Below are 20817 nucleotides of genomic sequence, written 5' to 3' on the forward strand. Positions count from 1 at the left end.
CTCACCCGTCCGCCGCTAAGTCACTTTAAATTCCATCCGAAAACTTCCTTTAAAGTGCTTCGCTCGACTTGCATGTGTTAAGCACGCCGCCAGCGTTCATCCTGAGCCAGGATCAAACTCTCAAATTAAATGGTTGTTCAATCCACGGTCAAAATCAACTAACTAGCTAATTTATTTCCCGTTTTTACTTGTTGTTTGGTTCGTATACAATTACTTGTATTCGTTCTGAATTTCTCATTCAAAGTCATCAAACATGACTTTTATTCGAATTTTCAGGGTTTTACATACTGTTCAATCTTCTGTTTTCAAAGTGCTTTTTTTGCTTTGTTGCCTCAACAGCAACTCATTAAGTATATCATTTCGTTTCTGTTTTGTCAACACTTTTTTATTTTTCTTTTTTTGCTATTTCATCGTTTCATTGTTTCGCTGTTTTTCGACAGCTGGTATAGCTTATCATATCTTCAATCCCATGTCAACTACTTTTTTTACTGCCCTGAGCAAAAAAATAATCACTTGGAAATGAGCGGAGAAAGAGGGATTTGAACCCTCGCGCCGGTCACCCGACCTACACCCTTAGCAGGGGCGCCTCTTCGGCCTCTTGAGTATTTCTCCGTAGTTCATAGTCTCCGTATGATTCGTCCTTCCTGTATATCTTTTCCAGACGCATTGACAATTATACATAAAATAATTCGACTTGTCAACCCATTTTTTGATTAATTTCATCCTGTATCGTATCATGTACCTTTTCTGCTATCTGAACTGTTTTTAAATTTTTATAATCTTCTTCATAAAGGGGATTTAGAAAGCAGACTTCCACTTTCTGTTTTCTGGAAGAGTTCACATCAAATGGTTTGAAACTATCAATTAGAGCCACTGGAACTATTGGGCATTTTGCATTCACTGCGCTTTTAAAAGTGCCTCCCTTAAATGGAAGTAGTTTATTCCCTTCTCTACTACGGGTTCCTTCTGGGAATATAACATAGTTCTTTCCCTTCTTCACCTGATCTGACATGTTTGATATAATCTTCATAGACGACTTTATATCTTTGCGATCTATAAAAAACCCCTCCAAAGCTTCCACTACCTGCTTAACAAGTATAAGTTTCGAAGCCTCTATCTTCACTACAATACTAATCGGTTTGGGACAGGCTTCCATCAATGCAAGCATATCGAAAAGTCCCTGATGATTTGGAAAAAGAATAAAACCATTATCAGATGGTAGATTTTCAATCCCATGAATTATGACATCTACCTTTCCTGACTTATTAATCTTCTTTACAACCGTTCGGATATAATCATATCTTTCTCGAAGAGTATGGTTATCTCCTGGACGACCAAATTTCAAGATATGGTGAAACCAGATGGGTACCTGGATGAAGTTACGGATTACCATGTAAACAATTCGGTTCATGTATTCTCCTGTTCTTCTTTGTATTTTTCTATTGCTGTTTCATATAAATTATTGCCTTTGCTATCTATAATAACAATTATAGGAAAATCCTTTACGCAAAGACGACGGATGGCTTCTGTCCCCAAATCTTCATAGGCAATTACTTCAGATATTTGAATACATTTAGATAACAAAGCACCTGCTCCTCCAATGGCTGCAAAATAAACCGCTTCATTCTTAACCATTGCTTCTATTACATCGTTGTTTCTTTTGCCTTTCCCAATCATCCCTCCTAATCCCATATTAAGAAGTTGGGGAGTATAATAATCCATACGGCTTGCTGTGGTGGGACCTGCGGAACCAATTGGCCTTCCTTCTCTTGCTGGAGATGGTCCCATATAATAAATAATCGCTCCTTTTATATCAAATGGAAGAGGCTTCTTCTCAGCCAATGTCTCACTCATTCTTTTATGGGCGGCATCCCGGGCAGTATAGATTGTTCCTGTTAGATAAACAAAATCGCCTGCTCTTAATTTTTTTGCATCCTCGGGACGGATTGGTGCTTTTAATTGATAATCCATCTCTTTCCCCTTCTTTCTTCTAAATTATAGAACTCTATGAATATGCCTATTTACATGACAACAAATATTAACCGCTACTGGCAGTCCTGCTATGTGTGTGGGATAGGTTTCAATATTAACAGCCAGAGCCGTTGTACTTCCTCCCAATCCTGCCGGTCCAATTCCCAGTTTATTGATCGCTTCCAGCAGTTCTTTTTCAAGTTCTCTTATATAAGAAGAAGGAGATGTTAGATTTAAATCTCTTGTTAAGGCAGTTTTCGCCAACAATGCACATTTTTCAAACGTTCCTCCAATTCCTACACCTACCACCATAGGAGGACATGCATTGGGGCCTGCTTCTTCAACTGCGGTTAAAATTGCTTTTTTTACCCCCTCTAATCCATCCGAAGGTTTTAACATAAAAATACGGCTCATATTTTCACTTCCGAACCCTTTGGGTGCTACGGTTAGTTCAATCTGATCCCCATCCGTAATCTCATAATGAATTACCGCTGGTGTGTTGTCTTTTGTATTGATACGATCCAAAGGACTAACTACCGATTTTCTTAAATACCCTTCTGCATATCCTTCTCTTACTCCCTTGTTTACTGCATCTGTTATGCTTAAACCCTCCACATGAACGTCCTGCCCAATTTTCAAAAAGACAACGGCCATTCCGGTATCCTGACAAATGGGAATCCACTCTTCCTTTGCAATTATTAAGTTTTCTTTTAACTGACTAAGAACTTTTAATCCCAACTCGGATTTCTCTTTTAAAGCTGCATCAAAAAAAACATCTTCCATATCCTTAGAAAGTCTATGGTTTGCTTCGATACACATTTCTTTGATATTATTCGCAATCTCTTGCGCATTTATGGTTCTAATCATATTTTCCTCCAGAAAAATCATGAGTCAACTGCCTTTTTATTATCATAATAGAATCATGTCCTGAAATCAAGTAAAAAAAGCTGATAGGAAGGCGCATGCGTCTATACCTGTCAGCTTTTTAGTGAGTTTAACTTTTTTCGTACCAATGATTCGTGAATGTCCTTGATCGTTATCTGTTCCATCCGTTTTTTGCAAAGATCATCTAACTCTCCATAGAGATCATCCATCACTCCTGCCATACCAGAGGCAATCATACAGGGATTTGTTTCATCTCCTGATTTCCAAGAGGAAGATACAAATTTTACTTCCAGTGCATCGCAAATTTGCTTTAAAGTGATGTTTAATGGGTCCTTTGCAAGATGATACCCTCCTTCAAGTCCTTCTTTCGTAGCTACAATACCTGCCTTTTTTAGTTTTGCTAATACTTTTCTGACACGGGCAGGGTTCGTACACACATTGGCTGCTAATTCTTCACTGGATGTTGTACTTTTTCTTTGATTCAAAAAAACAAGTCCATGAATTGCAACTGCAAATTCGCTTGTCATAGGAATCCCCCATTCTTTTCTATCTTAACTTTTGTTTCTGTAATCGTTGTGGTTTCAGTTTGTATCTTATCAATTTGTCTTCTTTCTGTCAAGTCCGGTATATAGAAAGTTGATTCAATAACCAGTTTAAGTGGGTTTCCCGATGTTTGAGGCTTTCTCTTCTGGAAATGGGAATAAATTGCTTATTATATAGATAAAATCCAGATTTCCCACAGGTTTCAATATAACGCATGTTCACAAGATAGCTTTTATGACAACGTAGAAATCCTTCTTTTTTCAGTTGATTTTCCAACTCAACCAGTGGAATACAACTAGCAATTAATTTTTCCTTTGTATGGATGACACAAGTTTTGTTAAATACCTCAATATACATAATATTTTTTAGCGGTATGTTCATATTCATATATTCGGATCGAACCCTGATTTTTTTGTAAATATAGTTTCTTTGATCCAAACATTTATCCAGAGTTTCCCCTAATTGCTTTTTTCCTACAGGCTTTAGAAGATACCCCTCCGCCAACATTTGATACGCATGGATAGCATGGCACTCGCTGCTAGAGGTAAACATGATTATACTGTTCGGATTTAATTTGCGTATTTTCTGCGCCACTAAGAAACCATCATACTCAGTCTCTGATAGATGAATGAAACAACATGGTAGTTGTTCACATTGAAAATCAACTGTTTCAAACATGTCTTTTTCGTTGGAAAATTCCTGTAAGGAATAATGAATCAGTTTATTATGCAAGTACTGGTCTAATATGTAACTCAGAATATTTCGGTCATAAGCATTGGATTCTAAAATTACAAGTTTCATGTTAAACTCCCAATTTTTCGATTTTATTAACCAGTATATCACAATATAACAAGTTTTTAAACAAATAATTCGCTCCTTGCACCTATAAATTGCATTTTACACCGGATTTATTGACCCTCATTATGGAATATAATAAACTTTTGGAGATACATTTTATGTAATATAATATGTATAAAAAATAATATATGAATAAGGGAGTTAAGTATGAAGAGAAAAGCATCAATTTTACTTGCAATTATTATGATTCTTGGAACAATGTTAATGGGGTGTGGAGCAAAAAATCAATCCAAATATGTTGGAACAACCTGGACTCTGGATTCTGTTGAAGCTCAAGGAATAACCATTGAAGGGGATACCTTAAAAAATGCAATGCCAGATTCCACAATTAAGTTTGAAGAAAAGAAAGTCACTTTAAACTTTGGCGATACAAAAGGAGATGGAACCTGGACAGAGAAAGATGATACCATTACAATAAAATCAGATGGTGAGACTCTTGAATGTCCAATTGAAGATTCTAAGTTACTTGTAGAAGTAGCTGGTTCCAAAATGTATTTTGTACAACAGGAACAGTAATTTTTAAAGGAGCTGCGCACAGATGACTTAAATCATCTCATGCGCAGCTCCTTTTTTTAATCTATTTCGGGAGTCTCTACAATCTCACTTGTAATTTCCCCTTCGATTTCTTCTAACACTTCATCCTCAGTTTTGTTTTCGTCATCACGAACTTTGGCAATGCTTGCCACCTTGATGTCTGTATCCTGATTGATATTCATAAGTTTTACACCGGACGTATTTCTTCCGATAACCGAAATATCATTGACTGAAATACGAATTATGATACCCTCGTTGGTAATAAGAAGTAAATCATGATCATCCTCAACCAACTTCGCTCCTACAATATCTCCGGTTTTATCCGTGATCTTATAGCACAGAACCCCTTTACCGCCTCTTCTCTGAGGTGAAAATTCTTCGATTGGGGTACGTTTTCCCATACCATTTGCAGAAACGATCAATAATTTCGGTCCTTGAGAATCCATCTGCATCCCCACAACCTCATCATCCTTGTTCAGTTTCATACCGATAACACCAATGGATACCCGGCCTGTTATTCGTACATCATTCTCGTGGAACCGAATGCACTGTCCTTTTTTTGTTACCAGGAAAATATCTTTGGTGCTGTCGGTTGCCTTTACTTCAATTAATTCATCATTATCCCGAAGAACGATTGCCTGAAGTCCATTCTTACGAACATTTGCATAATCCATCATTGGTGTTTTTTTCACCATACCGTTTTTGGTAGACATTAATAAGAATTTGTTGTCTTCGTACTCTTTCATTGGGATGATAGAAGTAATATTCTCACCAGGAAGCATCTGCAACAGATTTACGATAGCAGTTCCTCTCGCTGTTCGGCTTCCTTCTGGTATCATATAGGCTTTTAACCGGTATACCCGGCCAGTATTGGTAAAGAACATGAGATAATGATGCGTGGTTGTCATCATCAGATCTTCAATGTAATCTTCATCAATGGTCTGCATTCCTTTGATCCCTCTGCCACCTCTATTCTGATTCTTAAAGTTGTCAATTGACATACGTTTCACGTATCCTAACTTTGTCATTGCAACAATTGTATTCTCTTCTGGAATCAAGTCTTCCATTGACATATCAAATTCATCAAAACCAATGGAAGTTCTCCTTTCATCCCCGTATTTGGCTGATATAAAGGAAATTTCTTCTCTGATTACTGCTAGAAGTTTCTTTTCATCTGCAAGAATCGCTTTCAATTCAGCAATTTTAATTTCCAGCTCTCTATATTCATTCTCAAGTCTCTCCCGTTCCAAACCGGTGAGTGCTCTTAGACGCATATCTACAATGGCCTGTGACTGAGGATCACTTAAACCAAAGCGACTCATAAGTTCTACTTTTGCTGCCTGAACATTCTGCGATCCGCGAATAATTTTAATGACTTCGTCAATATTATCCAGTGCAATCAACAAACCTTCTAAGATATGTGCTCTTTCTTCTGCTTTATTTAAATCATAGCGGGTTCTTCTAGTAACAACTTCTTTCTGATGTTCCAGATAATAGTTAAGCATCTCAAGGATGTTTAAAACTTTTGGCTCTAGAGTCCCAGAGTAATTTTTTACAAGAGCAAGCATAATTACACCGAAGGTATCTTGAAGCTGGGTATGTTTAAACAGCAAATTGGTAATGACATTTGCATTGGCGTCCCGGCGAAGCTCAATGCAGATTCTCATACCGGAACGGTCAGACTCATCTCTTAAATCTGTTATCCCGTCTATTTTTTTATCTTTTACCAGTTCAGCGATCTTTTCGATCATACGGGCTTTGTTTACCATGTAAGGAAGTTCTGTAATAATGATACGGCTTTTTCCGTTGGGCATCGTTTCAATGTCACTTACACCTCGAACACGAATTTTACCTCTCCCAGTGCGATATGCATCTTCGATTCCTCTTCTTCCGAGGATGGTTGCTCCAGTTGGAAAATCCGGTCCTTTTATAATATCAAGGATCTCTTCCATAGTGGTTTCCCTATTTTCTTCCACCTGGTTATCAATGATTTTAACAACCGCTCCAATCACCTCTTTTATATTGTGAGGTGGGATATTCGTTGCCATACCAACCGCAATACCAGAGGTTCCATTCACCAGCAAATTGGGATATCTAGACGGAAGAACATCTGGTTCTCTTTCTGTCTCATCAAAGTTTGGGCTGTAATCTACCGTATCTTTATTGATATCTGCCAACATTTCCATGGATATCTTACTTAAACGAGCTTCCGTATATCGCATCGCAGCTGCGCCGTCTCCATCCACGGATCCGAAGTTTCCATGCCCATCCACCAATGGATATCTGGTTGACCAGCTTTGTGCAAGATTTACTAATGCTCCATAGATAGAACTATCCCCGTGAGGATGGTATTTACCCATGGTATCACCCACGATACGGGCACATTTACGGTGAGGCTTATCCGGACCGTTATTAAGCTCGATCATGGAATACAGGACTCTTCTCTGAACCGGCTTCAAACCGTCTCTTACATCAGGCAGTGCCCTGGAAACAATGACACTCATGGCATAATCAATATACGATTTCTCCATGGTCTTTTTTAAGTCCACGTCATGAACTTTATCAAAGATATTTGGTTCCATTTTATTTCCTCCAATTAAACATCAAGATTCTTTACGTATTTGGCATTCGCTTCGATAAATTCACGTCTTGGCTCTACTTGATCCCCCATGAGCGTGGTGAATGTCAAGTCCACCTCTGCCTGGGAATCATCTTCCATATTCACTCGAAGAAGAATCCTTCTTTCTGGGTCCATTGTGGTCTCCCACAACTGTTCTGCATCCATCTCTCCAAGACCTTTGTAACGCTGAATCTTATTATTCGTATCACGACCCACCTCTTTTAAAATTGCTTCCAGTTCCTCGTCTGTGTATGCGTACCATACTTTTTTATTCTTTTCAACTTTGTAGAGAGGAGGCTGTGCCAGATATACATGACCCTCGTGAATCAATTCTGGCATAAAGCGATATAAAAATGTAAGCAGTAATGTACTGATATGGGCACCATCTACGTCGGCATCGGTCATAATGATAATTTTATGATATCTTAATTTAGTAACATCAAAATCTTCCTGTATGCCGGTACCAAATGCAGTAATCATAGCTTTGATCTCAGCATTGGCATAAATTTTATCTAATCTTGCTTTTTCTACATTAAGAATCTTACCTCTTAAGGGGAGGATTGCCTGTGTATTCCTTGAACGGGCTGTCTTAGCAGAACCACCAGCACTGTCTCCTTCGACGATATAGATCTCACAGTTTTCCGGATTCTTATCCGAACAATCAGCAAGTTTACCAGGAAGAGCCATTCCTTCCAGTGCTGTTTTTCTTCTGGTTAGGTCTCTTGCTTTTCTTGCTGCCGCTCTGGCCCGCTGTGCCATAATGGATTTCTCACAAATAATCCTTGAAATACTTGGATTTTGTTCTAAGAAATATGTCATTTGTTCCCTAAGGATGTTATCAACGGCTCCTCTGGCTTCACTGTTTCCCAATTTTTGTTTCGTCTGACCTTCGAATTGAGGCTCTTCAATCTTAACACTGATAATACCAGTTAATCCTTCTCGGATGTCCTCTCCGGAAAGATTGGTCTCACTTTCTTTTAACAGTTTATTCTTTCTTGCATAATCATTAATGGTATAAGTGAGTGCACTCTTAAATCCTGCCAGATGAGTTCCTCCCTCTGGCGTATTAATGTTATTGACAAAACTATATATATTTTCTGTATAAGAATCGTTATGCTGCATGGCAACTTCTACATATACACCGTCTTTGGTTCCCTCACAGTAAAATACGTCACTGTAAAGAGATGATTTTCCTTTGTTTAAGTAATGAACAAACTCTTTGATCCCACCTTCGTAATGAAAAACGTGTTCGTGTTTCTCTTCTCGTTCATCTCTTAAAATAATTTTTAAGTTTTTTGTTAAGAACGCAGTTTCCCTGAGACGAACCTTTAACGTATCGTATTCATAAGTGGTCTCTTCAAAAATCTCATCATCGGGAAGAAATGTAACTTTCGTTCCATGTTCTTCAAATCCGCAATCGCCTACTATCTTTAAAGGATATTTGGTTTTTCCTTTTTCATAACGTTGTTTGTAAATTTTGCCTTCCTGACGGATCTCTACTTCCAACCAAGTAGAAAGTGCATTCACTACCGAGGCTCCAACGCCGTGAAGACCTCCTGAAACTTTATATCCTCCGCCGCCAAATTTACCACCGGCATGAAGAATAGTAAATGCAACTTCTACAGCGGGAATACCAGCTTTTTTCTGAATGCCAACCGGAATTCCTCGCCCATCATCTATAACTGTAATCGAGTTATCTTCATGAATTGTGACGTCTATACTATCACAATACCCTGCAAGAGCTTCATCTACTGCATTGTCCACAATTTCGTATACCAGATGATGAAGTCCCCTAATAGACGTACTTCCAATATACATACCAGGTCTTTTTCTTACCGCTTCAAGACCCTCTAATATCTGGATTTGATCTGCACCATATTCTTGACTCATATTCGCATGCTTCCTCCTGAATCGTTAATTTGGGTTATTACTAATTCTCACTGCCTGCTGTACCGCTTATTACCCGAAAAACTTTATCAATTCGGAATCGTTCGTTGACAAATTCCTCTAGACCCGTACAGGTAATTACGGTTTGTATATGATTGATTCCTGCCAGCAACTGATTTTGTCTGCCATGATCAAGCTCAGACAGCACATCATCTAGCAAAAGAATGGGATAATCATGTACGATATTTTCAACTAGTTCAATTTCTGCAAGTTTCAGGGATAAAGCAGCAGTCCGCTGCTGACCCTGGGAACCGAACTTACGAATATCAATTCCATTAACCTGAAAGCTTAAATCATCCCGGTGGGGTCCGGTCAGAGTGGTTTTCTGCTTTAAATCCTGTTTCCTGCTACGTCTTAATGTATCTTCAAACGCATCCATTTGAACATTTGGTTCATAAAGGATGCGAAGAGATTCCTTTTCTCCGGAAAGTTTTGCGTGGATGGGTTCTATGATTTCACCAATATTTTCCACGAATTCTTTCCTGTATTCAATGATTTCTTTCCCATACTGGATTAGCTGCATATCCCATATATCCAGGGTCTCCTCATAATCCGGATGGAAGGCCATATCTTTTAATAGTTTATTTCTCTGTACCACAATCCGATTGTATTGAACCAGGGAGTGTACATATAGTTTATTTAGTTGACATAATTCCATATCAACGAAGCGACGTCTTTCTGCCGGGCCGTTTTTTATAAGATTTAAGTCCTCTGGAGAAAAAAACACAACGTTAACAATTCCAAATAATTCACTGGCTCTCCGGATGGGTACGCCGTTAACTGCCACGCCTTTTGCTTTGTTTTTTTTAAGATGCATGTCAATTCGGTATGGAACGTTATTCTTTCTAACGTTTAACTTAATATGCGACTCTTCCCTGTCAAACTGTATCATGTCTTTATCTTTGCTGCCTTTATGAGATTTAGTCGTAGCACAGACATAGATCGCTTCTAGGACATTGGTTTTCCCCTGGGCATTATCTCCATAAAGAATATTGGTTCCCTCACTAAAATCCATATGTAATTCATTATAGTTGCGATAATTTTTCAGCTCTATCGATTCAATGAACATGGATGTTTTTATTCCTCTATTTTTATGGTATTTCCGCCAAAAGTAACCTCATCACCAGCATGTAGCTTTTTCCCTCTCTGGTACTCTTTTTGACCGTTTACACATACAAGACCATCCTCGATCACATGTTTTGCATCTACACCGGATCCTACAAGACCAGCGGCTTTTAAAGCCTGACCCAATTTGATATATTCTTCCCTAAGTTTTATGATTTCCATATTATCCTTTCTATTGCCCATGCATTTTGATTCTATTATTCCTATTAAACGGATGCTGCATTAAAGTTTACAGGCAGTATCAAATAGATATATTTTCCCTCTTCATCCCGGATAAAACAAGGAGATTTTGGATTAAGCATGTAAAGTGTTACATCTTCATCATCAATAATCCTCAATGCATCGATTAAAAATTTAGGATTAAACCCTATCATGATATCGCTTCCAGTTTTATGGGTTGCAACCTCTGCATTCATGGAACCAAAACTGGATTTCATCTTAAGCTGCATCTCCTGATCTTCAATGCTAATGATCAAAGGCTTTTTATCATTCTCACGCACAAGAATCGTTGCCCGATCCAAACAATCTAATAATTCTTTTTTGTTTACAGTGGTTTTTGTTTCATAATCACTAGACAACATTTGGTCAACGCGGAAATACTCACCTTCAATCAAACGGGATACTACAATTGTATCATCAAATTCAAATAAAATATGGTTTGTACTAAAAAAGATCAAAACTTCTTTTTCATTGTCTCCCCCTACAATTTTACTTACTTCACTTAGAGTCTTGCCAGGAACAATGACTTTTATATCATGATAGGTATCTTTTAATTCAATATTTCGGATGGAGATCCTATGCCCATCCAAGGAAACGACTTTCAATTGATTCCCAGTAACCTGGAAAAGTTCACCTGTCATCATCTTATTGCTATCGTTTGGAGCAATGGAAAATAGGGTTTGACGAATTACTTCTTTTAAAGAGAACTGAGACAAACTAATATAGTGATCTCGTTCAATGTATGGAAGATAGGCAAATTCTTCTCCATCCCGTCCCTGTATATGGAAGATTGAGTTTTCACAGGTAATGGTGGTTGTGAACTTTTCGTCGCTTTCGATGGTAACCATGGAATCACCTGCGGATGATAGCTTTCGAACAATCTCAGAAAGAAGCTTTGCATCCAGTGCGATTTTACCTCGTTCGAGGATGGTTCCTTCTACTTTTGTTTCAATTCCAAGTTCCATGTCATTGGCAGTTAGTTTGATTTCCGAACTACTGGCATCCATAAAAATACATTCTAAGATGTCCATGGTTGTTTTACTTGGTACTGCTTTTAATACGATGTTTATGCTGTTTAAAAGCGCATCTTGTTTAAATGTTAATTTCATAATTGTTGATAACTCCTTTATTCTAGAAATTACAAAATATAGATAAATAATATAATTAAATTCCGTAGTAATAGTAGTAGGGGCTGTGGGTTTGTGTAAAAGCCCTGATAAGCGTTATAAAGGCAGAGTTTTCTGTGTTCATAACGGTGTGAATAACGTCCACAAAACGAAAGGAAAACTCTAAGGTTATCCACATCACCATGAGAAGCATTTTGAGCCTCTTATTTGTCCACATGTAATTCACAGAAGATACACATCTCATTGTGGATTAATTTTCTTCTTCAATATCTCAATGGTATTACCTAGAGTTTCGTTCTTATTTAGGTTAGTCGTTATCTTATCAATTCCGTGAATAATGGTGGTATGGTCCCTGCCTCCTAAGAATTTTCCGATCATCTGTAAGGGGGTACCAACCATCTCCCGGCAAAGGTACATAACAATCTGACGGGGATATACAATTTCTTTATTCCGCTTCTGAGAGCAGATATCAAGAGGAGTTAGTCCATAATGATCAGCAACAACCTGGATCACCAGTTCTGGAGTAACTTCTCGTTTGTCATTAGGGGAAATAATATCTTTTAGGGCTTCTTCCGCCAGTTCTACTGTAATTTCTTTGTTATCAAGCCGAGAGAGTGCAACAATCTTTGTGAGTGCACCTTCCAATTCCCGGATGTTTGAGCGGATGTTGGTTGCAATGTATTTGATCACTTCGTTGTCTATATTATAGCCTTCCATCTCTTCTTTTTTGCGGAGGATGGCCATCCGAGTCTCATAATCGGGGGACTGTATGTCCACGGTTAACCCCCATTCAAACCGGGAGCGAAGTCGTTCTTCTAAGGTTTCAATCTCTTTTGGTGGTTTATCGGAAGATATGATAATCTGTTTTTTCAATTCATATAATGCGTTAAAGGTGTGGAAGAATTCTTCCTGTGTACTTTCTTTTCCTATAATAAACTGAATGTCATCAATGAGCAGAACATCGTTATTTCGGTATTTTTCCCGAAATTCAGTGGGTGAGAAGTTATTCTTATTCCGGATGGCATCGATGAGCTCGTTTGTAAATTTTTCACTTGTAACGTATAAAACTTTTGCTCTCGGATTATTCTTTAAGATGAAGTGTCCGATGGAGTGCATCAGGTGGGTTTTTCCAAGTCCTACGCCTCCGTAGATGAAGAGAGGGTTGTAGATCTCTCCGGGTGATTCTGCCACCGCTAAAGATGCGGCATGCGCCAGATTGTTATTGGCTCCGACCACAAAAGTATCAAAAATATACTTTGAATTTAGGTTTGCGTTTGTAATGGCAGTTTGACTGATGGAATTCGAATTGGCGATTAGTGTGTTACCTGCAGGAGCAGTATCCGTTTGAATCTGATTCTCAACAACGAAATCAACGTTGCACTCAAAGCCAGTCACTTCTTCGATGGTGATTTTAAGAAGAAACCCATATTTTTTGCGGATGTATCCTAAAAACTCCACATCCGGTACCGTAACGATTACTTTATCACCGTTTACGGCATAAATTTTTAGTGGGAGAAGCCAAGTTTTGAAAGACACGTCCGTAATTTCGTGTTCTTCTTTCAAATTCAATAAGATTTCGTCCCATTTTACCTTTAACTTTTCTAACATTGTATGTCTCCTACATCTATATTAAATGAAAATATGCGTATTCGCCCAATCTACTGTTCATTCTATACTATTTTGAATTAATTTTCAATGATAATAGAAAAAAATTGTGGATAAGTATGTGTAGAGGATGTGAATTACATGTGTATGTCTTGTTGATAAGCATCCGCAGAGGTAGTTGTCCACATTAAAATACAGTTTGCTAACTATATTTATTCACATTCGGGAAATACTTTACTTATGGGAAATGGAGAACGTGCCTGTGTACAAGCTTTTAGTTATCAAGATTATATCCATAGAGTTATCCACAAGTTATCCCCAAAGTGTTGATAACTTTATGTAAATTAACAAAATAGGTGCTATTTTTTGGACATAGATTGACGAATAAAAGGTAGCTATGTATAATGCAGATGTAACCAGTTGCATTGTATCTTATAGAAAGAACAGTAGCATAGGAGGAAAACATGATTGCATTTAACAAAACGCGAAATATGGCGCTGGCATCTATATTTATTGCCATTATTGTCATGTTGGCATTCACACCGTTTGGATATGTCCCGCTGGGATTTATGAATGCCACGATTATTCACGTACCAGTCATAATTGGAGCCATTATTCTTGGACCAAAATATGGCGGATTTTTGGGAATGGTGTTTGGACTTACAAGTTTGTGGAAGAACACAAATATGCCAAATCCCACTTCGTTTGTCTTTTCTCCATTTGTAAAAATGGGAGAGTACGGAGGGAATTTTGGTAGTCTTATCATTTGCATGGTGCCTCGAATCCTTATTGGAATCGTAGCATATTATGTATTTTGGGCTGTCATGAAGGTGTTAAAAGAGAAAAAGGGTAAGAGAGCGGTTGCTTTGGCAGTGGCAGGAATCGCTGGATCATTAACCAATACGATACTGGTAATGAATCTGATTTACTTATTTTTTGGAAAAGAATATGGACATGCAGCGAAAGGAATTACAGAAGGTCTTTACGGTGTGATCATTGGAATTATTTGTATCAATGGAGTTCCAGAGGCCATTTTGGCAGCTATATTAACAGTGGCTGTGACCCAAGCACTGGTTAAGGCAATGAATCGTTAAATTTTAGAGGCAGCAATCGCTGCCTTTTTTTGTGTAAAAATATAAATAATTCTATTGTTATGTAAAAAAGTCATCATGTATTGAAAATATGTTTCACAAATCACTGGTTGTATTGAAAATATAGTACAATTAAGATAAAATATAATTAGTTAATAGAAAAAGGGGGGATTATATGAAAGGATTACTAGTTCGAATTGATGATTATGTTCAGAAAGCAGGTGCTGTTGAGAAAGAGTTGATTAAAAAAATGCATAAGAATCCTGAAACAATACTGGGGAAAAGCATAAAGGAATTGGGAAAAGAAACTTATGTATCCCCTGCCACCATTGTACGATTATGTAAGAAACTAGGCTGTACTGGATACAAAGATTTTCAAACTACCTTGGCATATGAAATTGCACTTTTTCAGGAGAGTAGTAAAATTGCATTTGAAAAAATAACTCAAAAGGATACCGTTGATGAAATCATCTATAAAGTCACAATAAAAAACATAGAATCGCTAGAAAACACATCACGCATCTCTCAACTTAATGTGGTAGACATTTTATTTACTGCATATGTAAATAAAAATTATGATTTTTGTATGAATCAATTTCGAAAAACACATATACATAAAAATGGAGGAACAGAACATGATTGATTTGTCAAAACTGACAACCGAAATGCGTAATATGAATACGATGAATCTGGATGAAATGACTTCCTTTGAAATTGCACAGATAATGAATAAAGAAGATGAAAAGGTTGTAAAAGCCGTACAGGAGGTACTTCCTGAAATTGCAACTACAATCAAATGGGCTTCTGGAAGTCTACGGGGAGGTGGTCGAATCATTTATATAGGAGCTGGAACATCTGGGCGGATTGGTTTACTTGATGCAGTAGAATGTTCCCCAACTTTTGGTGTTCCACCTAATATGGTAACTGGCTTAATTGCGGGAGGTGATAGAGCTTTTATAAAAGCAGTAGAAGGAGCGGAAGATAGTGAGACTTTATGTGAAGAAGATTTAAAAAGAATTTTCCTTTCCTCAAAGGACATTGTAATTGGCTTGGCGGCATCTGGAAGAACCCCTTATGTGATCCATGGTTTGCAGTATGCAAATTCCGTTGGGTGTTTGACGGTTGCAATCGCATGTAATAAAGATTCGGCAATTGGAAAAGTAGCAAAACTTGCAATTGAACCGATTTCAGGTCCGGAAGTGCTTACCGGATCCACTCGATTAAAAGCTGCGACTGCGCAGAAATTGGTATTAAATATGATTTCAACTGGAAGTATGATTGAGATTGGAAAAGTATATGAAAATCTTATGGTTGATGTTCAGCCAAGTAATTTAAAACTTAAAGAAAGAGCTCAAAATATTGTAATGGAGATTACTGGATGTAATCGAGATGAGGGAATAACTGCAATTGACAAAGCAAGTGGAAATGTAAAAACCGCAATCATCATGATTTTGTTAAACTGCACAGTAAAAGAAGCAGAGGAAAAGCTCGAACAATCGAGAGGGAAAATCAGAAATGCTTTAAAATAATTCAAATAAGGAGAAGGGATATGAATTATAAGGAGATTGGTAATTATTTAATTACGTTTCTGGGTGGAGCATCAAACATTATTTCTTACGCAGCGTGTATGACTAGACTACGTGTGGAGTTAAAAGATATTTCTAAGGTGGATGTGGAAGAGATCAAAAAGATTGATGGTGTTTTGGGGGTGGTACAAAGCGATACCATTCAGATTGTATTTGGACCAGGTAAGGTAAATAAAGTACGAGAAGAATTAGACCAATTGTCTGGGAGTACAGAGATCAATAAAGTAACAAAAGAAAACAAAGCGGCTCAAAAAGCAAAATATAATAAGCCTGTTCAAGCGTTTTTAAAAAGAATTGCTAATATATTTATTGCTTTACTGCCGGGTATTATTGCTGCTGGTTTAATTAATGGTACTTGTAATGTAATTAATGTTTCTACCCATGGAACTCTTTCTGGTGTGTGGTGGTACGAATGTATTCGTACGATGGGCTGGGCAATGTTTGCCTACCTGCCAATTCTGGTTGGCTTCAATGCGGCAAAAGAATTTGGTGGGTCTGGTGTTCTTGGGGCGATTGCCGGGGCCATGTCAATATCCAATCCATCCATGCCTTTGCTTGCAACGTATCAGGAAGCACAAATTTCCCTTCCAATTACAAATGCTGTATTTAACCCATCCTCTGGTGGGTTGTTAGCGGCACTGATTGCAGGCGTTTTTTTTGCTTATTTGGAGAAAAAGATTCGCAGACGGATGCCTGATCTTATTGATACGTTTGCAAGTCCACTGTTGGTAGTAATAATTGGTGGAATCGTATCTTTATTAGTAATTCAACCACTGGGTTCAGGATTAACTAAAATAATCTATGCTGTTTTGAATTTTGTGTACGAAAAAATGGGTGTGTTTGGAGGTTATGTTCTGGCTGGAGGATTTCTTCCTCTTGTTTCAGTAGGATTACATCAAGCATTGACACCGATCCATGTAATGTTAAATGATCCAGCAGGACCTTCAAATGGTATTAATTATTTACTTCCCATTCTGATGATGGCAGGTGGTGGGCAGGTCGGTGCAGGTTTTGCACTCTATGTTAAAACAAAAAATAAAAAATTAAAACGGTTTATAAGAGATTCGATTCCAGTGGGAATTCTTGGAATTGGGGAACCATTGATGTATGCAGTTACGTTGCCTCTTGGTCGCTCCTTTCTTACTGCATGCATTGGTGCAGGTTTTGGTGGAGCGGTGGCAGCTCTTCTTCATCTAGGAACGGTTTCTCAGGGAGTTTCTGGTTTGTTTGGTCTTTTAATCGTGCAGCCAAATCAGCAGATTGGATATTTAATTGCAATGGCAACCGCTTATGCGGGTGGATTTTTTGTAACTTATTTATTTGGAGTGAATGAAGATAGGATCAATGAGGTTTATGGAGAATGATAAATACAGGAATTTCTTTTTACTTTTCGAATGACATGGTTATAAATGAAAAGGTTATAAAAAAGGCAATTCATAATGAAGTAAAGTATATATTTACTTCACTTCACATTCCGGAAGAGTCTAGCATTAATGATCCAAACCATATAAAAAAGATTTTGAAACTTTGCAAAGAAGGAAATCTAAATTTAATTGTGGATGTAGGACCAGAAACTTTAGAAAAACTTGAAATTAAAACAATTGAGGATTTACAGGAATTTGGGATTACCCATGTAAGGTTGGATTATGGATTTTCTGCAAATGAAATTATTCGGATCTCTCAAAAACTTCATGTTGTTTTAAATGCTTCTACTATTACAGAGGATCAACTTCTGGAATGGAGCAGGTGTGGGGCTGATTTTACGAAGTTTTCTGCGTGTCATAATTATTACCCAAAGCCTTATACTGGATTGTCGATCCAACGAGTAAAAGAGATCAATCAGCAATTGAAATCGCTTGGTTTTACAACTATGGCATTTGTTCCGGGCAATAAAACATTAAGGAGTCCTCTGTTTCAAGGGCTTCCAACCGTGGAAGCGCATCGGTGGTGTAAAAATAATGTGCTTTTAAATATGTTAGAGCTTTTTTATGAAGGTTCTAATGATGTAGTTCTTATTGGAGATCCGGAGCTTGACGATATATCCTGGCACCATATGAAAAATTTGAGTCTCAATTATGTAGAACTAAAGGCAGATATCAGAACCCCTTATGAATTTGTCAGAAATATAATTCATCATGACAGACTAGACTCCAGTCAATATGTCATTCGTTCTCAAGAGTCACGAACCTATAAGATGGAAGATTTTAAAGAAATAAAATATCCAGTGACGGAGAGGAAACCTGGCAGTATTTTTATTTCAAATCATCTGTTTTTGCGGTATTGTGGAGAATTGGAGATTGCACGAATTTCACTTCCAAAAGAGGAAAGAGTCATCATTATTGGACAGATTGAAAAAAGTGATCTAAAATATTTACCATACATAAAAAATGGACTTGGTGTGAAACTTATTTAGGGAATCGTGTATATTATAATTGAGTTTCTTGGTATGATATGGAAATACTTTTATAACAATGTAGGTTTGGATTGATATAATTTGATATTTCCCTTGACGAACCAACGTTTCTTCTATATAATTGAAACGATGTTTAATAAAAAATAGTCTCAATGTGTTTATTCATATTGCCTATGATAAGCGATTGTAATAAGAGGAGGTGTCCGTAGATTATGAAGATGACGTTTCAGCCAAAAAAGAGACAGAGATCAAGAGTTCATGGTTTTAGAGCCAGAATGAGCACTCCAGGTGGAAGAAAAGTAATAGCTGCCAGAAGAGCAAAAGGAAGAGCAAAATTATCAGCTTAATGGACCAGGCCGCAAGTGATTGTGGCCTTTTCTTTTCTTAAATTCCAAGAAAGGAAAAAGGGAAAGAGAAGAATGAAACATTTTAATTCAATTAAGAAAAACAAGGATTTTAAAGAAGTTTATCAAAAAGGTAAAAGCTATGCCAACAAACTTTTAGTTATGTATGTTTTAAAGACGGACAGGCAGGATACTAGAATCGGGATATCCGTAAGCAAAAAGGTTGGTAATAGTATTGTAAGGCATCATATTACCAGATTAATCAGAGAAAGCTTCAGGCTTCATGTAGGAATGATTGAGACAGGATTAGACATCGTTGTCGTTGCAAGAGCTGCAACGAAGGAAGAAAATTACAAGACAATCGAAAGTGCATATATGCACTTGTGCGGACTTCATAACATTATAAAAAAAGAATCGAAGTGATCTTATTATGGTAAAAAAAATCATGATTTTGTTGATCAGGGGATATCAGAAATTTTTGTCACCTCTGAAAATAAGAACTCACTGCATCTACACGCCTACGTGCTCTCAATACGCCATTGAAGCACTTCAAAAGTATGGCGTGTTGAAAGGTACATTTTTGGCTTGCAAAAGGATAATTCGGTGTAATCCTTTCGCAAAAGGCGGTTATGATCCAGTTCCGTAACAGATGAGGAGGTAGTTCATTGGAATTCTTAGTACTGACTAAAGTAGGAGGCGTTCTGGGGCCGTTTGCAACTGTTCTGGGTGTGGTTATGGATTGGCTTTTTAATCTAACGAAAACATTCGGGATCCAGAATATTGGTTTATGTATTATATTATTTACTCTTGTAACAAAGCTTCTTATGTTCCCATTAACATTAAAACAACAAAAATCTTCAAAACTTATGAACGTTATGCAGCCGGAACTTTCAGTTATAAAGGAAAAGTACAAAGGAAAAACTGATCAGGAATCCATGAGAAAGCAAAACGTGGAAATGCAGGCAGTTTATGAAAAATATGGCACATCGATGACCGGTGGATGCGTCCAACTGGTGATTCAGATGCCAATCTTGTTTGCTTTGTATCAAGTTATTTATCATATTCCTGCTTACGTTCAGAGTGTGAAAGTTTTATATGAGAACGTGGTTAATTCTATCTATTCCCTTGGTGGGGATCATGTGGCACAGCTGACACAGTTTGCAGCTGATCACAAAGTTAGTATGGCAAGAATCGGAGATCTAAATACGAGTAACGGAATGGTTGACTTTTTATATCAGTTAAATCCAACTCAATGGAAGTTATTGCAAGATTTGTTTCCCACGATTCAGAATACGATTGCAACCAATGGGGCTCAGATTGAGAACATGAATACATTTTTTGGAGTCAACTTAGCGTCAACTCCCTATAGCATGTTGTTCCCTGTTGGAGGTGGATTTCACTTTAGTTTGGCAATCCTCATTCCTATTTTTGCTGGTGTCAGTCAGTGGTTTAGTGCGAAACTTATGACGGTAAACCAGCCTCAAAAGACAGGGGATGAAGGTGGTGCTATGGCACAATCGATGAAGAGTATGAATACGGTTATGCCTTTAATGTCAGTGTTTTTCTGTTTCACATTTGCTTCTGGTATTGGTATTTACTGGATTTCCTCCAGTGTATTTCAGGTCATTCAGCAGGTATTGGTGAATCGTCATTTAAACCGGATAGATATGGATGAGATGATTAAGATGAATGTTGAAAAAGCGAATAAGAAACGTGCAAAGAAAGGGCTTCCGCCTCAGCGTGTATCTCAGAATGCAGTTGCAAATCTAAAAAATCTTCAGTCTTCGAATGAAAAACAGGAAGAAGAAATTCGTATAAAAACGGAGAAGACAAAGGAGCAGATCAAAGACTCGAATGAATATTATAAAGACGAAAATCTGAACCCAAATAGCATTGCAGCAAAAGCACGTATGGTTAAAAAGTACAACGATAAGCACAGCAAATAGGAA

The 20817-nt window shown here is 37.6% G+C and carries 21 protein-coding genes, 1 tRNA gene and 1 rRNA gene; 10 read left to right on the forward strand and 13 right to left on the reverse strand.

Translation table 11 applies throughout. From position 1 onward, the window contains the following. The 7 genes from EFT72_RS12155 to EFT72_RS12185 all read right to left on the reverse strand — a co-directional run. Positions 1-128, reverse strand: a 16S ribosomal RNA gene (locus EFT72_RS12155); the annotation flags it as partial. Between the two features lie 396 nt (positions 129-524). After that, a tRNA-Ser gene (locus EFT72_RS12160) sits at positions 525-612 on the reverse strand. Between the two features lie 85 nt (positions 613-697). Beyond that, positions 698-1411, reverse strand: a complete 714-nt coding sequence (locus EFT72_RS12165) for a lysophospholipid acyltransferase family protein (protein WP_124067194.1) — start codon at positions 1409-1411, stop codon at positions 698-700. Further along, positions 1408-1971, reverse strand: coding sequence for a Fe-S-containing hydro-lyase (locus EFT72_RS12170; protein WP_124067195.1), 564 nt, complete (start codon positions 1969-1971; stop codon positions 1408-1410). Before EFT72_RS12170 ends, EFT72_RS12165 begins: the two co-directional genes overlap by 4 nt. 24 nt (positions 1972-1995) lie before the next feature. Beyond that, positions 1996-2838 carry a fumarate hydratase gene (locus tag EFT72_RS12175; protein WP_124067196.1) on the reverse strand — a complete coding sequence of 281 codons (843 nt, stop codon included), beginning with the start codon at positions 2836-2838 and terminating at the stop codon, positions 1996-1998. 110 nt (positions 2839-2948) lie between these two features. Next, a complete protein-coding gene (locus tag EFT72_RS12180) occupies positions 2949-3383 on the reverse strand; it encodes an Rrf2 family transcriptional regulator (protein WP_124067197.1) in 435 nt (144 codons plus the stop codon). 88 nt (positions 3384-3471) lie between these two features. Further along, complete coding sequence (locus EFT72_RS12185) at positions 3472-4200, reverse strand: response regulator transcription factor (RefSeq protein ID WP_124067198.1); 729 nt, start codon at positions 4198-4200, stop codon at positions 3472-3474. A 204-nt stretch (positions 4201-4404) separates the two neighbouring features. Here EFT72_RS12185 and EFT72_RS12190 point away from each other — a divergent pair, with 204 nt between their 5' ends. After that, complete coding sequence (locus tag EFT72_RS12190) at positions 4405-4773, forward strand: hypothetical protein (RefSeq protein WP_124067199.1); 369 nt, start codon at positions 4405-4407, stop codon at positions 4771-4773. Between the two features lie 56 nt (positions 4774-4829). Here the strand turns inward: EFT72_RS12190 and gyrA are convergent, their stop codons facing one another. The 6 genes from gyrA to dnaA form a co-directional block, all read right to left on the reverse strand. After that, positions 4830-7373 (reverse strand): DNA gyrase subunit A, encoded by a 2544-nt coding sequence (gene gyrA, locus EFT72_RS12195; RefSeq protein ID WP_124067200.1) that lies wholly within the window; start codon positions 7371-7373, stop codon positions 4830-4832. A gap of 14 nt (positions 7374-7387) precedes the next feature. After that, positions 7388-9301: a DNA topoisomerase (ATP-hydrolyzing) subunit B gene (gyrB, locus tag EFT72_RS12200; RefSeq protein WP_124067201.1), complete on the reverse strand. Its 1914-nt coding sequence runs from the start codon at positions 9299-9301 to the stop codon at positions 7388-7390. Positions 9302-9341: 40 nt separating this feature from the next. Continuing rightward, entirely contained in the window at positions 9342-10427 is a 1086-nt protein-coding gene (gene recF, locus EFT72_RS12205) for a DNA replication/repair protein RecF (protein WP_124067202.1), read from the reverse strand. A gap of 8 nt (positions 10428-10435) precedes the next feature. Continuing rightward, a complete protein-coding gene (locus EFT72_RS12210) occupies positions 10436-10645 on the reverse strand; it encodes an RNA-binding S4 domain-containing protein (RefSeq protein WP_124067203.1) in 210 nt (69 codons plus the stop codon). Positions 10646-10689: 44 nt separating this feature from the next. After that, positions 10690-11811, reverse strand: a complete 1122-nt coding sequence (gene dnaN, locus EFT72_RS12215; protein ID WP_124067204.1) for a DNA polymerase III subunit beta — start codon at positions 11809-11811, stop codon at positions 10690-10692. Positions 11812-12069: 258 nt separating this feature from the next. Beyond that, entirely contained in the window at positions 12070-13437 is a 1368-nt protein-coding gene (gene dnaA, locus EFT72_RS12220) for a chromosomal replication initiator protein DnaA (protein WP_124067205.1), read from the reverse strand. A gap of 461 nt (positions 13438-13898) precedes the next feature. On the opposite strand from dnaA, the gene EFT72_RS12225 reads away from it, so the two are divergent. From EFT72_RS12225 to EFT72_RS12265, 9 genes are all read left to right on the forward strand, one after another. Beyond that, a complete protein-coding gene (locus EFT72_RS12225) occupies positions 13899-14528 on the forward strand; it encodes an ECF transporter S component (RefSeq protein WP_124067206.1) in 630 nt (209 codons plus the stop codon). Positions 14529-14700: 172 nt separating this feature from the next. Then, the gene (locus tag EFT72_RS12230; RefSeq protein ID WP_124067207.1) at positions 14701-15168 is read left to right on the forward strand and encodes a MurR/RpiR family transcriptional regulator; all 468 of its coding nucleotides are present in this window, start codon (positions 14701-14703) and stop codon (positions 15166-15168) included. Next, on the forward strand, positions 15161-16054 hold the full coding sequence (gene murQ, locus EFT72_RS12235) for an N-acetylmuramic acid 6-phosphate etherase (RefSeq protein ID WP_124067208.1): 894 nt from the start codon (positions 15161-15163) through the stop codon (positions 16052-16054). Before EFT72_RS12230 ends, murQ begins: the two co-directional genes overlap by 8 nt. A 20-nt stretch (positions 16055-16074) precedes the next feature. Continuing rightward, on the forward strand, positions 16075-17475 hold the full coding sequence (locus EFT72_RS12240) for a PTS transporter subunit EIIC (protein ID WP_124067209.1): 1401 nt from the start codon (positions 16075-16077) through the stop codon (positions 17473-17475). Next, entirely contained in the window at positions 17472-18524 is a 1053-nt protein-coding gene (locus EFT72_RS12245) for a MupG family TIM beta-alpha barrel fold protein (RefSeq protein WP_124067210.1), read from the forward strand. Before EFT72_RS12240 ends, EFT72_RS12245 begins: the two co-directional genes overlap by 4 nt. A gap of 212 nt (positions 18525-18736) precedes the next feature. Beyond that, on the forward strand, positions 18737-18871 hold the full coding sequence (gene rpmH, locus EFT72_RS12250) for a 50S ribosomal protein L34 (RefSeq protein ID WP_124067211.1): 135 nt from the start codon (positions 18737-18739) through the stop codon (positions 18869-18871). Between the two features lie 72 nt (positions 18872-18943). After that, the gene (rnpA, locus tag EFT72_RS12255; RefSeq protein ID WP_124067212.1) at positions 18944-19291 is read left to right on the forward strand and encodes a ribonuclease P protein component; all 348 of its coding nucleotides are present in this window, start codon (positions 18944-18946) and stop codon (positions 19289-19291) included. Between the two features lie 7 nt (positions 19292-19298). After that, complete coding sequence (yidD, locus tag EFT72_RS12260) at positions 19299-19514, forward strand: membrane protein insertion efficiency factor YidD (RefSeq protein WP_124067213.1); 216 nt, start codon at positions 19299-19301, stop codon at positions 19512-19514. Positions 19515-19533: 19 nt separating this feature from the next. Next, positions 19534-20814, forward strand: a complete 1281-nt coding sequence (locus EFT72_RS12265; protein WP_124067214.1) for a YidC/Oxa1 family membrane protein insertase — start codon at positions 19534-19536, stop codon at positions 20812-20814. The last annotated feature ends 3 nt before the right edge of the window (positions 20815-20817 follow it).

The organism is Clostridium sp. E02, from assembly GCF_003833015.1.
In the GTDB taxonomy this organism is placed as follows: Bacteria; Bacillota; Clostridia; order Lachnospirales; family Lachnospiraceae; genus Lacrimispora.